This window comes from Methanobacterium sp., from assembly GCA_039666455.1.
GTDB lineage: Archaea > Methanobacteriota > Methanobacteria > Methanobacteriales > Methanobacteriaceae > Methanobacterium_D.
In genome coordinates, this window is the sequence record JAVSLW010000037.1 from 17,424 (window position 1) to 37,769 (window position 20,346).

At 31.3% G+C, this 20,346-nt stretch carries 15 protein-coding genes; 8 read left to right on the plus strand and 7 right to left on the minus strand.

The genetic code is table 11. From position 1 onward, the window contains the following. The first annotated feature begins 96 nt into the window (after positions 1-96). From PQ963_09740 to PQ963_09775, 8 genes are all read left to right on the plus strand, one after another. Positions 97-3,393 carry a transglutaminase domain-containing protein gene (locus PQ963_09740; GenBank protein ID MEN4029940.1) on the plus strand — a complete coding sequence of 1,099 codons (3,297 nt, stop codon included), beginning with the start codon at positions 97-99 and terminating at the stop codon, positions 3,391-3,393. Positions 3,394-3,759: 366 nt separating this feature from the next. Further along, the gene (locus tag PQ963_09745; protein MEN4029941.1) at positions 3,760-5,199 is read left to right on the plus strand and encodes a flippase; all 1,440 of its coding nucleotides are present in this window, start codon (positions 3,760-3,762) and stop codon (positions 5,197-5,199) included. A 22-nt stretch (positions 5,200-5,221) separates the two neighbouring features. Beyond that, entirely contained in the window at positions 5,222-6,286 is a 1,065-nt protein-coding gene (locus PQ963_09750; GenBank protein ID MEN4029942.1) for a glycosyltransferase family 4 protein, read from the plus strand. Next, complete coding sequence (locus tag PQ963_09755) at positions 6,279-7,319, plus strand: glycosyltransferase family 2 protein (protein ID MEN4029943.1); 1,041 nt, start codon at positions 6,279-6,281, stop codon at positions 7,317-7,319. The genes PQ963_09750 and PQ963_09755 overlap by 8 nt, the downstream gene beginning before the upstream one ends. 34 nt (positions 7,320-7,353) lie before the next feature. Continuing rightward, positions 7,354-8,454, plus strand: a complete 1,101-nt coding sequence (locus tag PQ963_09760) for a glycosyltransferase family 1 protein (protein MEN4029944.1) — start codon at positions 7,354-7,356, stop codon at positions 8,452-8,454. A gap of 55 nt (positions 8,455-8,509) precedes the next feature. Continuing rightward, positions 8,510-9,646 (plus strand): glycosyltransferase family 1 protein, encoded by a 1,137-nt coding sequence (locus tag PQ963_09765; protein ID MEN4029945.1) that lies wholly within the window; start codon positions 8,510-8,512, stop codon positions 9,644-9,646. Positions 9,647-9,779: 133 nt separating this feature from the next. Next, complete coding sequence (locus tag PQ963_09770) at positions 9,780-10,994, plus strand: glycosyltransferase family 4 protein (protein MEN4029946.1); 1,215 nt, start codon at positions 9,780-9,782, stop codon at positions 10,992-10,994. A 34-nt stretch (positions 10,995-11,028) separates the two neighbouring features. Next, complete coding sequence (locus PQ963_09775; protein ID MEN4029947.1) at positions 11,029-12,021, plus strand: glycosyltransferase family 2 protein; 993 nt, start codon at positions 11,029-11,031, stop codon at positions 12,019-12,021. A 13-nt stretch (positions 12,022-12,034) separates the two neighbouring features. Here PQ963_09775 and PQ963_09780 read toward each other — a convergent pair whose 3' ends face one another. The 7 genes from PQ963_09780 to PQ963_09810 all read right to left on the minus strand — a co-directional run bounded on the left by PQ963_09780 (position 12,035) and on the right by PQ963_09810 (position 20,326). Next, positions 12,035-13,195: a glycosyltransferase family 4 protein gene (locus tag PQ963_09780; GenBank protein ID MEN4029948.1), complete on the minus strand. Its 1,161-nt coding sequence runs from the start codon at positions 13,193-13,195 to the stop codon at positions 12,035-12,037. After that, positions 13,186-15,312, minus strand: a complete 2,127-nt coding sequence (locus PQ963_09785; GenBank protein ID MEN4029949.1) for a DUF2206 domain-containing protein — start codon at positions 15,310-15,312, stop codon at positions 13,186-13,188. The genes PQ963_09780 and PQ963_09785 overlap by 10 nt, the downstream gene beginning before the upstream one ends. Positions 15,313-15,388: 76 nt before the next feature. Further along, a complete protein-coding gene (locus PQ963_09790; GenBank protein MEN4029950.1) occupies positions 15,389-16,504 on the minus strand; it encodes a glycosyltransferase family 4 protein in 1,116 nt (371 codons plus the stop codon). A gap of 68 nt (positions 16,505-16,572) precedes the next feature. Next, positions 16,573-17,709 carry a glycosyltransferase family 4 protein gene (locus PQ963_09795; protein MEN4029951.1) on the minus strand — a complete coding sequence of 379 codons (1,137 nt, stop codon included), beginning with the start codon at positions 17,707-17,709 and terminating at the stop codon, positions 16,573-16,575. 14 nt (positions 17,710-17,723) lie between these two features. Then, entirely contained in the window at positions 17,724-18,848 is a 1,125-nt protein-coding gene (locus tag PQ963_09800; protein ID MEN4029952.1) for a glycosyltransferase family 2 protein, read from the minus strand. Between the two features lie 105 nt (positions 18,849-18,953). Further along, entirely contained in the window at positions 18,954-19,799 is an 846-nt protein-coding gene (gene galU / locus PQ963_09805; protein ID MEN4029953.1) for a UTP--glucose-1-phosphate uridylyltransferase GalU, read from the minus strand. 116 nt (positions 19,800-19,915) lie between these two features. Continuing rightward, positions 19,916-20,326 (minus strand): hypothetical protein, encoded by a 411-nt coding sequence (locus PQ963_09810; protein ID MEN4029954.1) that lies wholly within the window; start codon positions 20,324-20,326, stop codon positions 19,916-19,918. Positions 20,327-20,346: the final 20 nt, after the last annotated feature.

Sequence of the window (20,346 nt, forward strand, 5' to 3'; positions counted from 1 at the left end):
ATATTATGATATCAATACCGTCCACTAACTTCAAAAACTTATATTTATGAAGTTAGAGGATGCGGAGGCGATAAAATTACGAAAAAATTATTAGCTGTGCTACTTATATTTAGCATAGTATTTGGTTTAAACTGTATTTACGCCATCAATGAAACGCAAATAGAAAATACAACAAATTTAACCATAGAAAAAACCACAGCCGAGCTAAACGATTCATCAACAAACAGTAACCACACTATAAATTCAACGTCAACAAGTGAAAATACAACAAACAGCTCTAATTCAACAGAAACATCAGATACAGCAGCAGGTGAGGATTCATATACCAATGTCCAAGGTATATGGCTCAGTACCAGTGATGTAGGCAATGTAAATGTAACTGCCTTGGTAAACGCCAATGTTACAGATATATTTGTTAAAGCAAACTTAATTTCAAATCCAACCTATCAGAACATATTAACAACGGTTATACAAAAGTTTACAGGTACCGGAATACGAATCCATGCATGGATTACATGTTTTAAGGATACTAATGGTAATTGGATTAATCCAGCAAATGAAACCCAACGTACATTTTTACTTAGTAAAATTACTGACATTGTAAGCAATTACAACATCGATGGGATCCAGCTTGATTATGTGAGATATCCTGGAACAGCCTACAAACATGACGGAACAGCAGTAATAACATCTTTCGTTAAAGATGTTTACAACACTGTAAAAGGAATAAAAGCTAAAGTAGCCATTTCAGCGGCTGTAATGCCTGAACGTAGCCAGAATGGATATTATTACGGGCAGGATTACGCTAAACTTGCACCTTACCTTGATTTCATTGTTCCAATGATTTACAAAGGAAATTACAAGCAGGATACAGAATGGATTGGTTCAACTGCAAAATGGATAGCTCAAAACTTTGGTGGAAAACCTGTTTTAGCAGGAATTCAGACATACGAATCAGACAACGATATAACAAAGTTACCCGCAGATGAATTACAAAATGACATAAATTCAGCAATTGAAAACGGTGCATCTGGATATGTATTATTCAGATATGGTTTAATAGACAGTGCGTTCTTTACTTCACAAAATGGAACAGCATTCACTATAGATCAAATGCTCACAGCTGCATCATGGGTTAAAAACTATGTGGACACAAACAGAAAACTACCAGATTATGTGACAATTAACGGTGTTAATGTTGGTATGCCTTCATTCCTAAAATTATTAACAACAGCAACTTTAAACATACAAAACAATGATCTAAACTCAGTACTATACTTATACAATTGCATTAAAGGAGCAATGCCAAGAGACGACCTAAACAGTGGGAATATGTCACAGGCAGAGTATTTGAAACTTGCAGGCATGATCAAGTCATTTATGGACAAGAATGGAGTTGCACCAGAATTCTATGAAAACGGTAGTCTAGGACGATTCCTTGGTTACGAGAACATGATCTACATGTACTCAAGCATTTTATCCAGCTACAAAACCAATAACACACTACCAAACGGTATACCTGTAAAACCCTGGAAAATAGTAACATCAGTAAATTTCACGCTCAACGACGTTCTAACAGCTGCATCATGGGTTAAAAACTATGTGGACACAAACAGAAAACTACCAGATTATGTGACAATTAACGGTGTTAATGTTGGTATGCCTTCATTCCTAAAATTATTAACAACAGCAACTTTAAACATACAAAACAATGATCTAAACTCAGTACTATACTTATACAATTGCATTAAAGGAGCAATGCCAAGAGACGACCTAAACAGTGGGAATATGTCACAGGCAGAGTATTTGAAACTTGCAGGCATGATCAAGTCATTTATGGACAAGAATGGAGTTGCACCAGAATTCTATGAAAACGGTAGTCTAGGACGATTCCTTGGTTACGAGAACATGATCTACATGTACTCAAGCATTTTATCCAGCTACAAAACCAATAACACACTACCAAACGGTATACCTGTAAAACCCTGGAAAATAGTAACATCAGTAAATTTCACGCTCAACGACGTTCTAACAGCTGCATCATGGGTTAAAAACTATGTGGACACAAACAGAAAACTACCAGATTATGTGACAATTAACGGTGTTAATGTTGGTATGCCTTCATTCCTAAAATTATTAACAACAGCAACTTTAAACATACAAAACAATGATCTAAACTCAGTACTATACTTATACAATTGCATTAAAGGAGCAATGCCAAGAGACGACCTAAACAGTGGGAATATGTCACAGGCAGAGTATTTGAAACTTGCAGGCATGATCAAGTCATTTATGGACAAGAATGGAGTTGCACCAGAATTCTATGAAAACGGTAGTCTAGGACGATTCCTTGGTTACGAGAACATGATCTACATGTACTCAAGCATTTTATCCAGCTACAAAACCAATAACACACTACCAAACGGTATACCTGTAAAACCCTGGAAAATAGTAACATCAGTAAATTTCACGCTCAACGACGTTCTAACAGCTGCATCATGGGTTAAAAACTATGTGGACACAAACAGAAAACTACCAGATTATGTGACAATTAACGGTGTTAATGTTGGTATGCCTTCATTCCTAAAATTATTAACAACAGCAACTTTAAACATACAAAACAATGATCTAAACTCAGTACTATACTTATACAATTGCATTAAAGGAGCAATGCCAAGAGACGACCTAAACAGTGGGAATATGTCACAGGCAGAGTATTTGAAACTTGCAGGCATGATCAAGTCATTTATGGACAAGAATGGAGTTGCACCAGAATTCTATGAAAACGGTAGTCTAGGACGATTCCTTGGTTACGAGAACATGATCTACATGTACTCAAAGGTATTAGATTATTATAGTCAGAATAACACTTTACCAAGTTCTGTGAAGCTGGACAAATGGATTTACACGTTATTTGACGTGCCCAATGATCTAATCGCCTACACCCAACCATCAAATAACTGTCAGTCAGATAATCCTGCAATCATAGCTCTTGCAAATTCATTAATTGCAAATGCTAATTCAGCCCGGAATGCTGCAGAGAATATTTTTAACTGGGTAAGGGATAAGATAAGCTATTCCTTCTACGCTAACACCAAAAGAGGTGCAGTAAGAACCTTAAATGATAGAACAGGGAACTGTGTAGACCAAACCCATCTTTTAATTGCTCTTTCAAGAGCTGCAGGCATTCCTGCAAAATATATGCACGGGACCTGTACATTTTTTACAAGCGGTAACACCTACGGACATGTGTGGGCTGAAGTTTGGGTAAACGGTCGATGGTACAGTGTAGATACTACAAGTTCCAGAAACACGTTTGGCGTAATAAAAAACTGGAATACAAAAACAGTCGTTATGAAAGGAAAAGGTGAACATGTCTCTTTGCCTTTCTAATGGCTAATATTTCTTTTTTTTCTTTTTTAAGTTCAACACAAATTCAATGTATTAAATAATGATTAAATCTAAAGATATACTTCTTTTAAGACTTCTTTCGTAAAAAGAGATGATTATTTAACAAATGAAGTAATCATGAAAGTTATAGGGCTTTATATGATAAAGGATATCTGGAGAATTAAATGTTTACATCAGACATATTTAAAACTAAATCATCTGGGTTTAATCTTTAGAAAGAAATCTTGATGCTGATTTTGATGGAAACTTTTAATTGCTCATTAGATAGATTTATTTGTAATTAAATTAAATATGAGTACTTCTATAATTTTTATACTTCAATTTGAATATTAAAAGGATGTACATTTTATGAGCACAGTGCGTAGAATAGCAAAAAATACAAGTGTACTTTTCATAGCACAGATAATAAGTTATATTCTGGGTTTTTTCATTACCATGTATACAGCACAATATTTAGGTGCTGAAGGTTTTGGAACAATTTCCCTTGCCCTTTCTCTAACTGGAATTTTTGTTATTTTAGCTGACATGGGCTTAGGATCATTAATGATAAGAGAAATTGCACAGGATAAATCTTTAACAGATAAATACATTTCAAATATTCTTCTGATGAAAATTTTGCTTACATTCTTAATGATCGGAGCTATAGCCTTAACAGTTAACTTAAAAGGAGATAGTGAGTTAGTTAAGATTGTTATTTATCTCATTACTTTATCCACGATTGTTAACGTTTTTAACGGCGTTTTTATCTCTATTTTTCAAGCAAATGAAAAAGTGGAATATTTAGCCATAAATATTATATTAAACAGTGTATTAATGATTACAGGAACTATTATTGGAATTACATATCAACTAAACATTTTATATTTCGCTTCTATTTATATTATTGCTAATATCATTGGCTTAGTTTATTCAATCAATGTATATGTTTGGAAGTTCTCTTTACCCAAAATAGATATTGATTTAAACTTTTGGAAGCCAACATTGTTAGAAGCATGGCCCTTTGGATTTACTGCGCTATTTGCAACCATATATTTCTATATAGATTCAGTAATATTGTCGTTTATGGTTAATAATGAGGTTGTTGGATGGTATAACGCGGCATATAGACTAATTATAGTGTTATTATTTATTCCTACTGTGCTAAATGTGGTTATATTTCCTGTAATGTCTCAGCTTTATAAATCTTCAAAAGATTCTCTTAAGTTTGCATATGAAAAATATTTCCAGTACATGGTAATGATTGGAATTCCAATAGGGGTTGGAGTTACTCTATTAGCAAATAAAATAATTCTGCTGATTTTTGGTGCGGCATATACAAATTCAATTATAGCCCTGCAAATATTAGTATGGGCTGCAGTTATTATTTTTATAAGCGGTGCTTTTGCACGATTGCTTGAAGCATCAAATAAACAATTAACTCTAACTAAAATAACTGCAATTTGTGCGGTTATTAATATTGTTTTAAATTTACTATTAATCCCTAAATTTACTTATATAGCAGCAAGTGCTACAACTGTTTTAACAGAATTGTTAGCTTTTTTAATGGGTATGAAAGTTGTATCTAACATGGGATATGCTCCCTCAAAAAAAGAATATGCCTATATAATCAAGTCAATTTTTGCAAGTTTAATAATGGGAATTTTTATTGTTTATCTAAACCATTTAAACTTGTTTATACTTATAATAATAGGAATTATCGTTTACTTTACAACAATATTCATCATTAAAGGATTCGATGAAGAAGATTTAAATTTGCTAAAGGTACTTTTAGGGAAAACTGAGAGCTAATTCAAAGTTAAATGGTGAAAAAATGAAGATAACATTTCTATTACCTGATACTATTTTAACTGGCGGAGTTAAAATTGTATTTAAGTATGCCAATCGATTAAAAGAAAGAGGTCATGAGGTTTTGATCATTGTTTCTCCACCAAATTCACAACCCACATTTATAAAAAAAATCATTTATAGAATAAGAAAACTTTTAAACTTAAATAATAGTATTCTTGTAGATTGGTTTGATTTGAAAACTCCTCTAATACAAGTACCCACATTTGAAGAAAAATATATTCCTGATTCTGATATTATAGTTGCTACATGGTGGGAAACAGCTAATTATGTTTCTAAATATAAAAAAAGCAAAGGCGAAAAATTTTATTTCATCCAGCATTATGAAGTCTGGGGAGGCCCGAAAGAAGAAGTAAATAAAACATATAAACTGGGTTTACATAACATAGTAATTTCAAGCTGGTTGAAAGAGAAATTAGAGGATATTGGAGCTAATATTGAAGCTTTAATACTTAATGGATTTGATTTCAACGAATTTTATCCAGAAAAAAAAGATAAAAACACAGATACAATCAGAATACTAACTCCTTATCGAACAGATAAATGGAAAGGTGTAAATGATGCTTTAAAGGCATTTGAATTAGTCAAAAAAGATAAAAATGTTCAATTAATCATGTTCGGCCATGAACCATCAGAAAATGAACTTCCTAATTATGTAGAGTTTCATCTATTACCTGTAGGTGATAAACTTAGAAAATTATACAACTCCTGTGATATATTTTTATTTCCAAGTCATTGCGAGGGATTTGGATTACCACCATTTGAAGCAATGGCATGTAAACTTCCAGTAGTAACTACAGATGTTGGTGCTATTAAAGATTGTACGATTCCTGGAAAAACTACTTTAGTTTCCAAACCAGGTGATATTGATTCATTAGCCCAAAACTTGATTAAATTAATAGATAATCCAGATTTAAGGATTAAAATAGCTGAATCTGGTTATGAACATATTAAAAAATTTGATTTTGATAAATCCACTGATAAATTAGAAAATCTTTTTAAAAAGTACTTTGAGGTCAATAATGCATAATAAAAACGTTGCAATAATCATTTTAAACTGGAAAGGATGGGAGGATACTGTTGAATGTCTCGAATCGCTTTACCATATTGACTATCCAAACTATGATGTAATAGTTGTGGATAATGGATCTTCTGATGATTCAGTTAATAAGATAAAAGAATATTGCCAGGGTAAAATAAAATTAGAATCTTCTTTTTTTGAATATGATCCTTTAAATAAACCCATTAAAATCCTTGAACATATAGGGGAAGAATTAAAACCCAAAAATGACAAAGTTGAGTTAATAGAAAACTTACCGTCGAATAAAAAAATTATTTTAATAAAAAACAAAGAAAATTATGGTTTTGCAGAAGGAAATAATATAGGAATAAAATATGCATTGGATGCTTTAAATCCAGATTACATCTTACTTTTAAATAATGATACAGTTGTTGATAAAAAATTCCTTCATGAACTGGTAAATGTTGCAAAAAGTAGTGATGAAATAGGAGCTGTTGGCCCAAAAACATATTTTTATAGTGAAAAAGATATGATACAATGGACTGCCGGAGGTTTTATAAATTCAAAATATTTCAAAGTAGAACCCGTAGGGCATTTGGAAATAGATAATGGCCAGTATGACAGGAATCAGGAATTAGATTTTATTATTGGATCATGTGTGCTATGTAAAAGAGAAATGATAGAAAAAGTGGGTCTACTTAATCTTGACTATTTTATGTATTTTGAAGATGTTGATTGGTCACTAAGAATTTTAAAAAACAATTATAAATGCGTTTATGCCTACAAATCAAAAATATGGCATAAAATGGGCGTATCCAGTAGCAACTGTTTTAAAACCTACTATTTCCATATGAATAGAGTTTACCTTTTTAAAAAGTATTATAAAAGAATTGAATATCTTAAATCATTATTAATGTTTATTCTGGTTATATTTCCGCAGGAAAGCCTTTATTTAGTGCGTCATACTGGTATAAAACATTATCTATGTTATTTAAAAGGAATAATGAAAGGTATTACTAAAAAACCTCCAGAACATATATAATTCAATCTCTAATTCACTAAAAAGTTGGGAAAAAATGAGTAAGATTAAAGTTGATGCAGTAACTGGTGTTAGTATTAAGGGAATGTTTGGTAGAAATAAAGTTTACACTAAAATATCTGAAAAATTATATGATAAAGTCGATTTTAAGGAAGTTCCTTATGTTGGATGTAAATTAAATGTATTCAATAGTCATATTTTATATAATCGGTTTTTTTATCCAAAAATAGCTCAAAAATACATCAGAAATGATTCAGATATTATTCATATCTTTTCTCAGGAAGATACATATCTTTTAAATTCACTCAAAACAGATTCTCCAAAAATTGCTACTTGTTTAGATACTATAGGTCTAATATTAGAAGAATATGGATCTATAGAAAAATCATTTAAACGATACTCTATAAATTCCATGAAAAAAGCAGATAGGATAATAACTATTTCAAATCATACGAAATATGACTTAATTAAAGAAACAAATATATCTCCTGATAAAGTTGAAACTATATATCTCGGCGTTGATGAACAATTTAGAGAATTACCTCAAAAAGAAGTCGAAAATGTAAAAAAAAAGTATAAATTACCTGAAAAATTCATACTTTATGTAGGCTCAGAACAATCAAGAAAAAATCTTCCAGTATTAATTAAAGCATTTAAAAAGCTTTTAGAAACTTTTAATTTACAGAATATCAAATTAGTAAAAGTGGGTAGACCACAAATAAAAGAATCTCAAAGAAAAAAAATATTTAACTTAATAGATAAGTTAAACCTACAAAAACATATAATTTTCATAGAGTATGTACCTGAAGAGGATATTGCCTCTATTTATAACGCTGCAGACATATTTGTATTTCCATCATTTTATGAAGGTTTTGGACTTCCGCCACTGGAGGCAATGGCCTGTGGAACGCCTGTAATAACATCTAATGTCACTTCACTACCTGAAGTTGTTGGTGATGCCGGAATTATGATAAATCCTCATAATATCGATGGCTTAGCCAATAAAATGTATGAATTATTGACGAATGATGGATTGAAGGATGATTTAAGAAAAAAAGGTTTGAACAGAGCCAAATTATTCAGCTGGGATAAAACTGCCCATGAAACATTCAAAATTTATGAGGATATTATAAAATAATTTTGTATATTAAAATCAATCAATTTAGTTTTAATTAGTTAAATAAGGTGTAATATTGATAAATTATAAAGAAAAAGCAAATATAGGATTTCTTTCTTGGATAATTGATAGGAAAAGGACTGGTGTGGATAATTACCTTTATAATTTAATCGAAAACATGATAAAGATGGGAAAATCAGATGAGTTATCTCTAATTCATTATAAAAAAACTGATGATCCTGTATATTCCCAAACAAATGATGTTCTAATTCCAAAAATCCCATTTAAACTTACTAATGCTATTGGATTACCTTATGCAATAAAAAAAGCCAAAATTGATGTGTTACACGTTCCTGCACATTGGCACAGCCAAATTTCGCCATTTTTCTTTAATAATGCTAAAAAAGTTTTAACAGTTCATGATTTAATTCCATTATTATTCCCAGAAACCTATTCAAAAGATACAGTTTTATTATGGAATTCATCATTAAAACTAATAAAAAATAGGGCAGATATTATAATAGCTGTTTCACAAAGTACTAAGAATGATTGTATTAAATATTTGAATGTACCTGAAGAAAAAATAAAAGTAATTCTTGAAGCAGCTGATCCAAAATATAAACCATTAAATGATAAAGATGAAATAAAAAATGAATTAAAAGCAAATTATGGAATTAATTATCCATTTATACTCTTTGTTGGAAGAATTGAAGCACGGAAGAACGTTCCTACCATTATTAAAGCTCTTTATAAACTAAAAAAGAAGGGCATGTCACATAAACTTGTGATTATCGGTGGAAAAGGATGGAAATATAAGGAAGTAATTGAGACTATTGCAAATTTAGAACTTCAAAAAGACGTAATTTTTACAGATTACGTTCCAGATGAAGATCTTGTGAAATTTTACAATGTAGCAGATTTACTGGCTTATCCATCTCTTTATGAAGGTTTTGGACTTCCGCCACTGGAGGCAATGGCCTGTGGAACGCCAGTAGTAACATCTAACACATCATCTTTGCCCGAAGTCGTAGGAAGTGCAGGGATCATGGTGAATCCAAATGAACCAAGTGATTTAGTGGATGCAATATATGAAGTACTGACAAATGATGGATTGAAGGATGATTTAAGAAAAAAAGGCCTGGACAGGGCTAAACTGTTTAGCTGGAGGAAAGCTGCGCATGAAACATGGAAAGTTTATGAAGAAATAGTTTAATCAAATCAATCATTCAAATTAACTTAATTAACAAATATTAGTAAATAATCGAATTAATAATTTAAATAATCAATATCAAAGGAAATACTTTAATCACTATATATAATCATTTAAACAGATATGGAGAGTATCAATGAAATCACTTAAAATTGCAGTTTTTCACAATTTACCGTCCGGAGGAGCAAAAAGAGCATTATATGGGCTTCTCAGCTATTTAAATAGATCAGGGCACATCATTGACATCTTTGTTCCATCAACTGCCAACGAAAATTTTCTACCACTTCAAGAAGTCACTCGAAAAGTTGAAATATTCCCTGTAAAGAAGAGTTTTTGGAGATCTATGATATATTCTAAATTAGAATATGTTCCAGCTATAATAAAACCTATTTCCTTTAGAGATCTTGAAAAAACTGAAAAGGAAATAGCTAATTATATTAATGCTAAGGATTATGATGTTGTACTTAGTGAACAAGATCAGTATACCATGTCCCCGTTTTTTCTAAAGTATATAAAAAAACCAGTTGTTTATTATTGTCAGCAGCCTCAAAGAAATGAAGAAATTTTAGAAAAAATCTCCAAAGATAAAAGAAATAGTAAACTCGAACCAATAATAAAAATAGGCGTTAATTACATTGAAAGTAAAGAATCAAAAATTGATAAACAAAATTCTTCTTTTGCAAAATATACGCTATCAAATTCTTATTTTTCAAGAGAGTCTATTTTAAGAACTTATGGTTTAAATTCATTTGTTTCATATTTGGGAATAGATATAGAATTATTCAAGCCACTTGGGATTGCAAAGGAAGATTTTGTATTATCTGTGGGGACAATTATACCATCAAAAGGTTATGACTTCATTTTAAGATCATTAGGTAAAATTAATTATAAATCACGCCCTAAACTTGTTATAGTATCAAATTTTGGCGATGCTAAGTGGAAATCCTACATTGAAAAAGTCGCATCAGAATATAGCGTCGAACTTGAAATACTGGATTTAATAGATGATGATGAACTCGTAATTCTCTATAATAAAGCTAAATTAATTCTCTATGCTCCATATCTTGAGCCTTTTGGTCTTGTACCATTAGAAGCAATGGGATGTGGCACTCCTGTTGTTGGAGTTAAAGAGGGAGGTGTTAGAGAAACTGTAATTCACAATAAGACAGGCTTACTTACAGAAAGAGACGAAGATTTATTTGCAAATGCCGTTAGTGAACTCCTTTTAAATGATGAAAAAAGAGAAGAATTAGGTCAAAATGCCATAGAAATTGTTAAAAATTTCTGGACAATAGAACATGCTGGAGAAAGACTGTTATGGCATTTAAAACGTGGAATGAATTTGGAATAACTAAGTGAATATTGAGTATTAGAGGATGTAAAAAATGAATAATATGAATCCCAGTATTTCTATTATAATTTTGAACTGGAATGGTTGGGAAGATACAATAGAATGTTTAGAATCACTTTACCAAATAAATTATCCAACTTATAATATTATTGTTGTGGATAATGGATCTTCTGATGAATCAATTAATAAGATAAAAGAGTATTGTGAGGGCAAAATAGTTCCTAACTCTTTATTCTTTAAGTATAATCCTAAAAATAAACCAATTAAATTATTTGAATATTCAAAAAATGAATCAGAATCAATAAAAAACAAAGAGATAACCAGATTATCTTCCAGTGAAAAGCTTGTGCTCATAAAAAATGATATGAATTATGGTTTTGCAGAAGGAAATAATATAGGAATGAAATATGCATTGGAGGCTTTAAATCCAGATTACATCTTACTTTTAAATAATGATACTGTCGTTAATAAAGATTTCTTAGGGCAATTAGTAGAATTAGCTGAAACAAACGAAAAAATTGGTATTGTAGGGCCAAAAATTTACTATTATGACTTTGAGGGTAGAAATGATGTTGTAGCAAATCTTGGAGGTAAAGTAAATTTAAATAAATATCCGGGATATTATGATTTAACAGAGATAAGTAATGTAGAGGATTATAATGATATAATAGAATGTGATTGGGTTTCAGGAGCAGCTATGATGATGAAATCCAGACAAATCCCTATAAAGTTTTTAAATAATGAATTATTTTTTGGAAATGAAGATGTAGATCTTTGTATAAAGCTTAAAGAACAAGGATATAGAGTAGTTAGCGTTTTAAACTCTAATATCTGGCATAAAGAAGGAATATCAAGAAAAAAGAGAAGTTCAGCATTAATTAAGAAAGTTCTTTTGGAAATTGATACTAACTTAAAATTCCTTAAATTTCACAAAAAACACTATTATTCATTTCTACCTATTTATATAATACAAATAATTAAGTTATATTCTGTTATAATCATTAAAAGATTTTTTAAATCTAAATAAGTATTTTAAAAGATTAATTTTGTCTATTAACATAATTAACAGCCGCATTAAATCCTTCAATCATATTTTCATACCTGAATCTTTTCTCAATTAACTTTTTAGCATTTGCACCCATCTTTTTTTCCAGTTCCGGATCATTTAAAACTTTATAAATAGCACTGCAAAGTGAATCAGCGTTTTTTTCAGGCACCACATATCCATTCTTACCATTTTCAATCATGAAGGTTGTTCCAACAGCATCACTTGTAATAACAGGTTTTCCAAAGTACATTGCTTCATTTACAACTAATGGACAGGCATCTGCATAATAAGTGGTTATAGATGGGAGCACAAAAACATTGCTTAATAAATAATAGCTTCCAAGAAGATCATTATCAATATTTCCAGTAAAAATAACATTGCTCAGTTTAAGTTCTCCAGCAAGTGATTCTAATTTTGCTTTTTCTGGACCATCACCGACAATGAGTAAAACCGCACCTTCCATCTTTTTAGAGAGCTTGGCAAAGGCTTTTATTAGATAATCAACGCCTTTAAGATCTATTAAACGTCCCACATATAAAATTACTTTTTTACCGCTTAAATCAAGTTCTTCTTTAATTTTTTCCTTATTTTCCAGATCATCTGAACCTGATTCAATGTTACTTACATTGGGCATTATAAAAATTTTATTTTCATCTACTCCAAGTTTTGTGAAAAATTCTCTGTGTTTAAAGCCAGGTACAAGTATAGCATCCACATTTCTACTGATAAAACCTGCAAAACCCTTTACAAAAGATCTTTTAAGGGATTTAACATTCCAATCCCAGTCTTCTCTCCATAAAATAAAAGACTTCCGCCTTAATTTTACAATAACAAAATAAAAAAGCGTTTCTATTAGGTCTGTGGGAGTGTCCCAGCTCCCCCCGACAAACACGTCGTAATCGCCTAATGTTTCTCTTATCGCACCAAATGCTATTCCAAAATAATTTTTTGAAACTTCATAATTTACTCCTTCAAGTCCCTCGACTGATAAATCTGTGTCATAAGTCTTATTATACCCTTTAACATTGGTGAAAAGAAATTTAACATCATACAACTCGCTTAATTTCTTGAAAAATGGTTTTCTGTACCACATTGCAGTATGATGTGCAAAGAGAATTCGTGGTTTTTTGAGATTACCACTGTCTAAAACCATATCTGGCTTCCTCCACTGTCATAAATCCTTTCTTTTCTTATAAAAAGGTGCTTATAGTTGTTTAAATCCAAGATTAAAATATCATCGTAAATTTGATAAATCTGTTTTTTATCAATGTTTACCTTTCCCAAATAGATATATCCCGAACTAACTGTTTTATTGTAAATAAAAAATGACGAATTTGCATTTTTAGGTCTAAAATCAGCAATATTAAATCTAGAACCTATTCTTTCATCTGAATAAATACTTAAATTATTTATTCTATTCTCCTTTAGCCAGTATACTCCAGCCAGCTCACTTTGATAAATAAATGTCTCCCCTCTTATTATTCCGTCTTTATCATAGGTTGCAGAATATGGCATTCCATAAAAATGATATTGGAGATAGGTGGTACATGAAAATAAGAATATTAGTAGAATAAGAATAATTGCAACACTCCATTTAGGCTTTTTGATTAATTTAGCAATTGCAATTGCACCTATTATAAAAACCGGGGCTAAAAATATGATGAGCTGGAAAAATAGCCTGGCAACATCATATGCAACCGAAATATAAGGTAAAACAACAAATGAAACCATTAAAGCAATGGATAATACTACTCCCACTAAAAATTCAGCACCGAATTTAGTCAGATAATGCTTAAAGTGTCTGCCAATAGCTAAAAGACCAATTAATATTGTTGCAAAAGTTAAATTATGAGCTATAACACTTATGGTGTTTGGAACTGACTTAAGCTTAATTCCAAGTATCCCCAAAACATAATCTCCTCTTGAATCTGCAAAAGCTGATGCTGGTGTTGAGGCATCACCTAAACCAGCTGCTGTGGCTGCAACAGTAGTTTGAACTACCTGAGTACCTGAAGCAAACTGAACTTTTGCAAATAAAATGTACCATAAACCAATAAATGCCAGTGAAATCAAAATCAGGTCAAAATTTGTAAAAACGATTTTTCTCTTCCTTATCAAACTGGTTAAGAATGGAACAAGCAGAATGGTTGCCATGATGATAAAAGCTACGTATGCAGTTGTGTAGTGAGATACAACAAGTGAAAATAAAAATATTAAAAACATGACCTTCTGGAATTGTTTGTTAATATCAGTACTGAAAATAACCATTAATGCTAAAAAGAAGAAGAGAACTGCAACTTCCTGCCTTATAGCTCCTAATAAATTCATGAAAAAGAGCTGGAATACAAAAAGTAAGGATGCAAAAAAAGCATATTGTTCATCCAAATAATTTTTAGCCACAATATAAATTATTAATGGAATAAATGAACCTATTACTGCAAAATATATTTTAAAAACATATTCTGCATTTAAGGAGGATAATACAGTATATATAGCAGGGAGTATTGTAATGCTTAAGCAGGCATTATAGGGATTAAAGTAATCCATAATATTCCAGTGGAAATTTGCAAGTGTTAATTTTAAGCAGTAAAGTTCGTTGTGGACATCTCTACCAATAATATGCTGTGAAGTCAGTCCGTATATTAAAAGTAAACCCAGACCTATTGTCCATAAAGAAAAGGGATATGTAGCAGGATGCACCTTTTCTTTGAATAATGCCAGCACGATGATATAAACTGGAATTAACATTAACATCGAAAGTAAAATAATGTTATTTTCTGAAGTATTCATTAGGTAAGTGCCTAATATGGCCATAAATGGGAATATAGCAGGAAATATTAAGATTGAAGTTAATTTACCATTTAAATTAGCATTAAAATTTAAGAAATCTTTAAGATAGAAGTTTTCTTTATTTCTCCAGTAAGCAATAACTGCCATAATTATCAAAAGTATGTTGAATAAAATTAACAGCGGAGCAAGAGATAGTGGTTTTAATAGAAGAGGATAAAGACTATTTAAAAGCAGCCCTGTAAAAGTTATAAATGAAATACTCAGCCCAATTAGAAGCACCACTTTTTTAAGAAAATTAAGCTTATTTAATTTGAAAATATGTAAAATCAATATTCCTGGAACAGTTGTAAAGTAGATAAAAACTGAGAGTTCTCGAAATACAGGGATATCAAGTAATACGATAATATCTGTTATAAAAAGCAGCACAATTAAAAATGAAATCCACTTCTTCATTCCCCAATTCATTATTTCACTGAACATTAACTGTCCCCTCTCTGCTTATAATTGCCTGAAATTTTCAATGATCTAACTGATTTTCAATTCGTAAATAATATTATTACAGTAATTCTTTATAAACCTTTTCTGTCATTTTAGCAATTCCTGACCATGTATATTTGTCTTCTACAAGTTTTCTTCCTCTTAATCCCATGCTTGCAGCATTTTCATCATTTAACACTTTGATAATTGCGCCTGCAAGTTCATCAACATCCATCGGTGGAACAATTATTCCAGATTTACTTTTTTTCACATCAGACGCTACTCCAACAATTTCTGTACTTATAACTGGTGTTTCGCATGCCAGAGCCTCAAGAGCAACAATACCAAAACCTTCCTGCTTTGAAGAGATTGAAGGCAGCACAAAAACACTTGATCTACTATAATATTCAGCAATTTTTTCATCTGGAATGAATCCATGGAATTCAACGTTTTCATTTAAACCCATATCATTAGCCATATTGCTGTAATAATCCAAAAGCACTCCTTTTCCACCAATTATCAACTTTACATCAGGAATTACTTTTTTTACCTGTTTTAGTGCTTTTAAAAGATAATCCAGACCTTTATATTTATGAAATTCATCTAAAAGGCTCAGGAAAAATATTGTATTTTTATTTTTATCCACATCAACTGGTTTAAATTTTTCCACATCAACTCCATTTGGGATAACATCTATTTTATCTTTATGTTTTTCAAGATATGGTGATGACTGTAGATAGTTTAGTTGTGTAATTATTATCCTATCTGCATTATTTAAAAGCGATTTTAAAGCTGTAGAGTTGTAAAAACTTGCTATATGACTTGCAATGCCATCACCAATAATATCATTGTGATAAGTAATTACTAATGGCTTTTTTTTTAATTTTGAAACTATATTGCTCCAATCAGCACTCCACGGGGTTGGAATATGGGTGTGGATAATATCAAATTCCTCCTTTAAAAGTGTTAAGGGCATTCCCGGAGTTATGTTGGTATTAGCAATTTTACCAAAATAAAAGAGTCTTTTTACTTTAATACCATCAATTATTTCCTCTTTTTTTGTATATGGCTCATTAGCACAAATAACAGTGACTTGATGTCCCAATTTAACCATTTCCCTGGCAGAATAATAAACATAATTTTCTACACCGCCAATAAAAGGATAAAATCTAACAGGTGTTTGAACAATCTTCATTTTCACTCACTTTTGGTAAATATGTTTAAAATTAATAATTAATTGTTATGAAAGTTTTTATGGGAAAATTAATCATGTATATCCCTATAAATCTTCTCGAGGGAATCAACAATTTTGTTCCAATCGTATTTTCTGGACATTTCAATGCATTCACTTTCCATTTTACCTTTATTTTCCATGGATTTCATTATCTTCTCTGAAATATCCTCTTTAGATAATTCAGCTATAAATCCATTTTTAGTATTTACTATTAGGTCACATGCAGCATTCATCTTATGATTTACAACAACAACTGGCAACCCGCAGGCATTAGCTTCAATTACTACAATTCCAAAGCCTTCTCTTGTTGATGGAAGCACGAAAACTTTGGATGATTTCATATATGAAATTAAATCATGGTAATCATCCATAAATCCTTTAAAAATTACATTATTTTGGATGTTCAACTTGTTTGCAAGTTTTTCAAGCTTTAGCCTTTCTGTACCGTCTCCAATAATCAAACATTTAATATCTGGAATTTTTTCTTTTGTTAAATATACAGATCTGATTAACAAATCGACATTTTTTTCCTTAATTAACCTTCCTGCAAATATTACATCTGATTTTTCAGTTGAAGGCATTATTCCACTTATATAATCAAAATCAATCCCATTTGGAATTACAACAGATTTTTCAGATGTTTTTATCTTTTTAAGATTCTTCTTAGTTTTTTTGGAAACAGATATGATATTATTTGAAAGGTGAACCATTATTTTTTCAACCAGTTTCCCCAAAATCCCTGCTTTTCCCAGATATTCATACCAGTAATCATTCCATACTTCATGTAAGGTAATCACCAGTTTTGACTTTCCAAAAACAGTATGTATCTTTGCAGTAAAGCATGAAAAAAAGGGAAATCCCTGGCAATCAACTATGTCATATCTTTCACCCATTAACCTTGGAAACAGCTTCAGCGAAAATAACAGGGCTTCTTTTATAGATCTACGCTCTTCATTATAGAGGTCCATGGGTTTGCAGACTCCATGGAGTTTAATACCATCCAGTTCCATGTCTTTTTGCCCCTCTTCAGGCCACCACCAGCCAATGCCATACCAGTGGACATCATGCCCTTTTTGAGCAAGCCTTTTTGCAAGTTCGTAAACCCTTTTTTCTGCTCCCCCAGTTATAAATGGATAAACAGCATCATAAATAAAGGCAATTTTCATCATGAACCTCAAAATTAATTTGAATCATTAGCCCTATTTAAAAGCAGCAGGCTCAAGAACATGCTTGAAAAAATTGTCTGAATTCCAAGGATGGAAAATATCAATGCAACTACAACAAACTGGATCTGTGAAAGACTTCCAAATCCTACAGCACTCCAGCTAAAGAGAACTTTAAGACCTACAATTACTCCCGCAGCTAAAAAGATTAATCCCAAAAACAATTCTCTTCCAAGTGAATGATAGTTCATAATCTTATTTATAGTTCCAGAAGTTTCTGTAATTCCATAAACTGCTCCAAATGCTCCAAACTGAATCCATGCTAAAAGCATTTGATATCCAATTATAAACAGCAGACTGCCCAGTATTAAAGAATGCATTCCATACTGTTGTAAAATTACCCCTATAAAAAATATTATCCCCATGAACAGAACTACAATACCGGGCACTAAAAGGAAAGGTGTTGGCCTGTAAAGCATCATGAATCTTAGATGTCTCCAGCCGTCTGAAAAAGAGCTGAGTTTTGATTCACCTTCTCTTGGATAATAACTGATTGGAATTTCAGCAATTTTAACGTTTTTCCTGGCTGCTTCTATAACCATTTCTGAAGCAAACTCCATTCCAGGACTCTTAAGGCCTAATGAGTTAAGAGTATCTTTTTTAATAGCTCTCATTCCACAATGAGAGTCAGAAATCCCTGCCTTAAATAGAACATTTAATAGCCATGTAAGAAATGGATTACCAATATATCTATGTAAAGCAGACATAGCGCCCTTTTTTATATCTCCCTTAAGCCTGGAACCCATTACAAAATCAGCTTCCCCCTTTAAAATAGGTTGAATGAATTCATATGTCATTTGGAAAGGATATGTGCCATCAGCATCACCCATTACAACTATATCTCCTTTCGCTTCACTGAATCCTTTTAAATAAGCGTTTCCGTATCCTCTTTTTTTTCCAAGTACCACTCTTGCCCCTGCTTCACCTGCTTCCTGGGCGGTGTTATCTGTTGATGCGTTATTTACAACAATTATTTCAACATCAAGTCCATTTTTTTTTAATTTTTCGACTGGAACTGATTTAACAGTCTTTCCAACAATTCCTTCTTCGTTTAAGGCAGGGATAACAATTGAAATCATCATAAGATCACTGTTTACTATTTTTAATGGTTTATCTATTTTTCAATTTGACAACTTATATATTTATTCTAAAAAAGGAGATAGGTTAAAAAAAATAACTTAATTGGTCTATTTCAAAATATTGGCCAGATATTCTATTAATTCATCCCTAACATCACTGTGCTCAAGAGCAATTTCAATGGAACTTTTAAGCCAGTCCACTGTATTTCCAATATCGTGGATTTTGCCTTTGAATATGCAGCCGTAACTTTCATCAAAAAGTCTTAAAGCATCTGTAAGCTGTATTTCACCACCAACACCGGGCGGAACTTCATTAATATAATCAAATATTTCTGGGGCCAGTAAATATCTCCCTATAATTCCTAAATTCGATGGGGCATCTTCTAATTTAGGTTTTTCTACCAGATCTTCAATTTTATAGAGGGAATCACCTATTTTTGTACCATTAATAATACCATATCTTTCCACTTTTTCATCAGGAACTTCTTCTATGGCAATTACTGTGGATTCATACCTGTTATAAACATCTATAAGCTGTTTGGTGCATGGAATTTCAGACTGAGCTATGGTATCACCAAGCAGAACGGCAAATGGTTCGCCATCAATATGCTTTTTGGCATATGATATCGCATTTCCAAGCCCCTTTTGTTTTTTCTGTCTTACATAGTAAATATCTGCCATTTCTGAAATTGATTCTATTTCATTAAGATAATCAGTTTTTCCACAATTTTGAAGGAAATATTCCAGTTCAAAAGCCCTATCAAAGTGATCCTCTATAGAACGTTTCCCTTTTCCTGTTATTATTAAAATATCGTCAATTCCAGAAGATACAGCTTCTTCTACCACGTACTGTATTGTTGGTTTGTTAAAAACTGGTAGCATTTCCTTTGGTTGTGCTTTTGTGGCTGGTAAAAACCTTGTACCAAGTCCAGCAGCAGGTATCACCGCTTTCATAAATTTTCACCTGTAGATTACATGTTAAAAGTTTAATTTAAGATTATGCATAATGTACATTCATCTAAATACCTTATAAACCTTTTTGAATTTTTAATTGCTTTATCAATTTAATACTAAGATATTATTTTATCTTTCATAGAATATATTTTTAAACCTTTTACATTTCCTCCGGTTATATCTTCATATTTCAGGAGAAAATCATGGTTATTGGAATCACCCCAGACAATATAATAGTCAATATCATATTTTTTTAATTCTTCCTGTAATTTAGTACTATCTATTTCTTTTCTTGTCTGTCCTGAATAATTTGTTCCTAAATAGTAAGATAAATAAAGCGTTTTTTTATCATTATCATTTGTTGCTATATTTCCGTTAAAATAGGCTTTAGCAATATTTATATAAACAATATCCTCAGGATTAATCTGATATTGGTAATATGGGAGTAAAAAAAATCCAGATAGTGTAAATATAATTAATGCAATAATTAAACTTAAATCCACATTTAAAAAATATCCCTTATTCAAAAACTGTTTTTATACATTTC

Coding starts and splice junctions, on each gene's coding strand:
- PQ963_09745 (MEN4029941.1), top strand. CDS start 3,760: ATGAGCACAGTGCGTAGAATAGCAAAAAATACAAGTGTACTTTTCATA.
- PQ963_09750 (MEN4029942.1), top strand. CDS start 5,222: ATGAAGATAACATTTCTATTACCTGATACTATTTTAACTGGCGGAGTT.
- PQ963_09755 (MEN4029943.1), top strand. CDS start 6,279: ATGCATAATAAAAACGTTGCAATAATCATTTTAAACTGGAAAGGATGG.
- PQ963_09760 (MEN4029944.1), top strand. CDS start 7,354: ATGAGTAAGATTAAAGTTGATGCAGTAACTGGTGTTAGTATTAAGGGA.
- PQ963_09770 (MEN4029946.1), top strand. CDS start 9,780: ATGAAATCACTTAAAATTGCAGTTTTTCACAATTTACCGTCCGGAGGA.
- PQ963_09775 (MEN4029947.1), top strand. CDS start 11,029: ATGAATAATATGAATCCCAGTATTTCTATTATAATTTTGAACTGGAAT.
- PQ963_09780 (MEN4029948.1), bottom strand. CDS start 13,195: ATGGTTTTAGACAGTGGTAATCTCAAAAAACCACGAATTCTCTTTGCA.
- PQ963_09785 (MEN4029949.1), bottom strand. CDS start 15,312: ATGTTCAGTGAAATAATGAATTGGGGAATGAAGAAGTGGATTTCATTT.
- PQ963_09790 (MEN4029950.1), bottom strand. CDS start 16,504: ATGAAGATTGTTCAAACACCTGTTAGATTTTATCCTTTTATTGGCGGT.
- PQ963_09795 (MEN4029951.1), bottom strand. CDS start 17,709: ATGAAAATTGCCTTTATTTATGATGCTGTTTATCCATTTATAACTGGG.
- PQ963_09800 (MEN4029952.1), bottom strand. CDS start 18,848: ATGATGATTTCAATTGTTATCCCTGCCTTAAACGAAGAAGGAATTGTT.
- galU (MEN4029953.1), bottom strand. CDS start 19,799: ATGAAAGCGGTGATACCTGCTGCTGGACTTGGTACAAGGTTTTTACCA.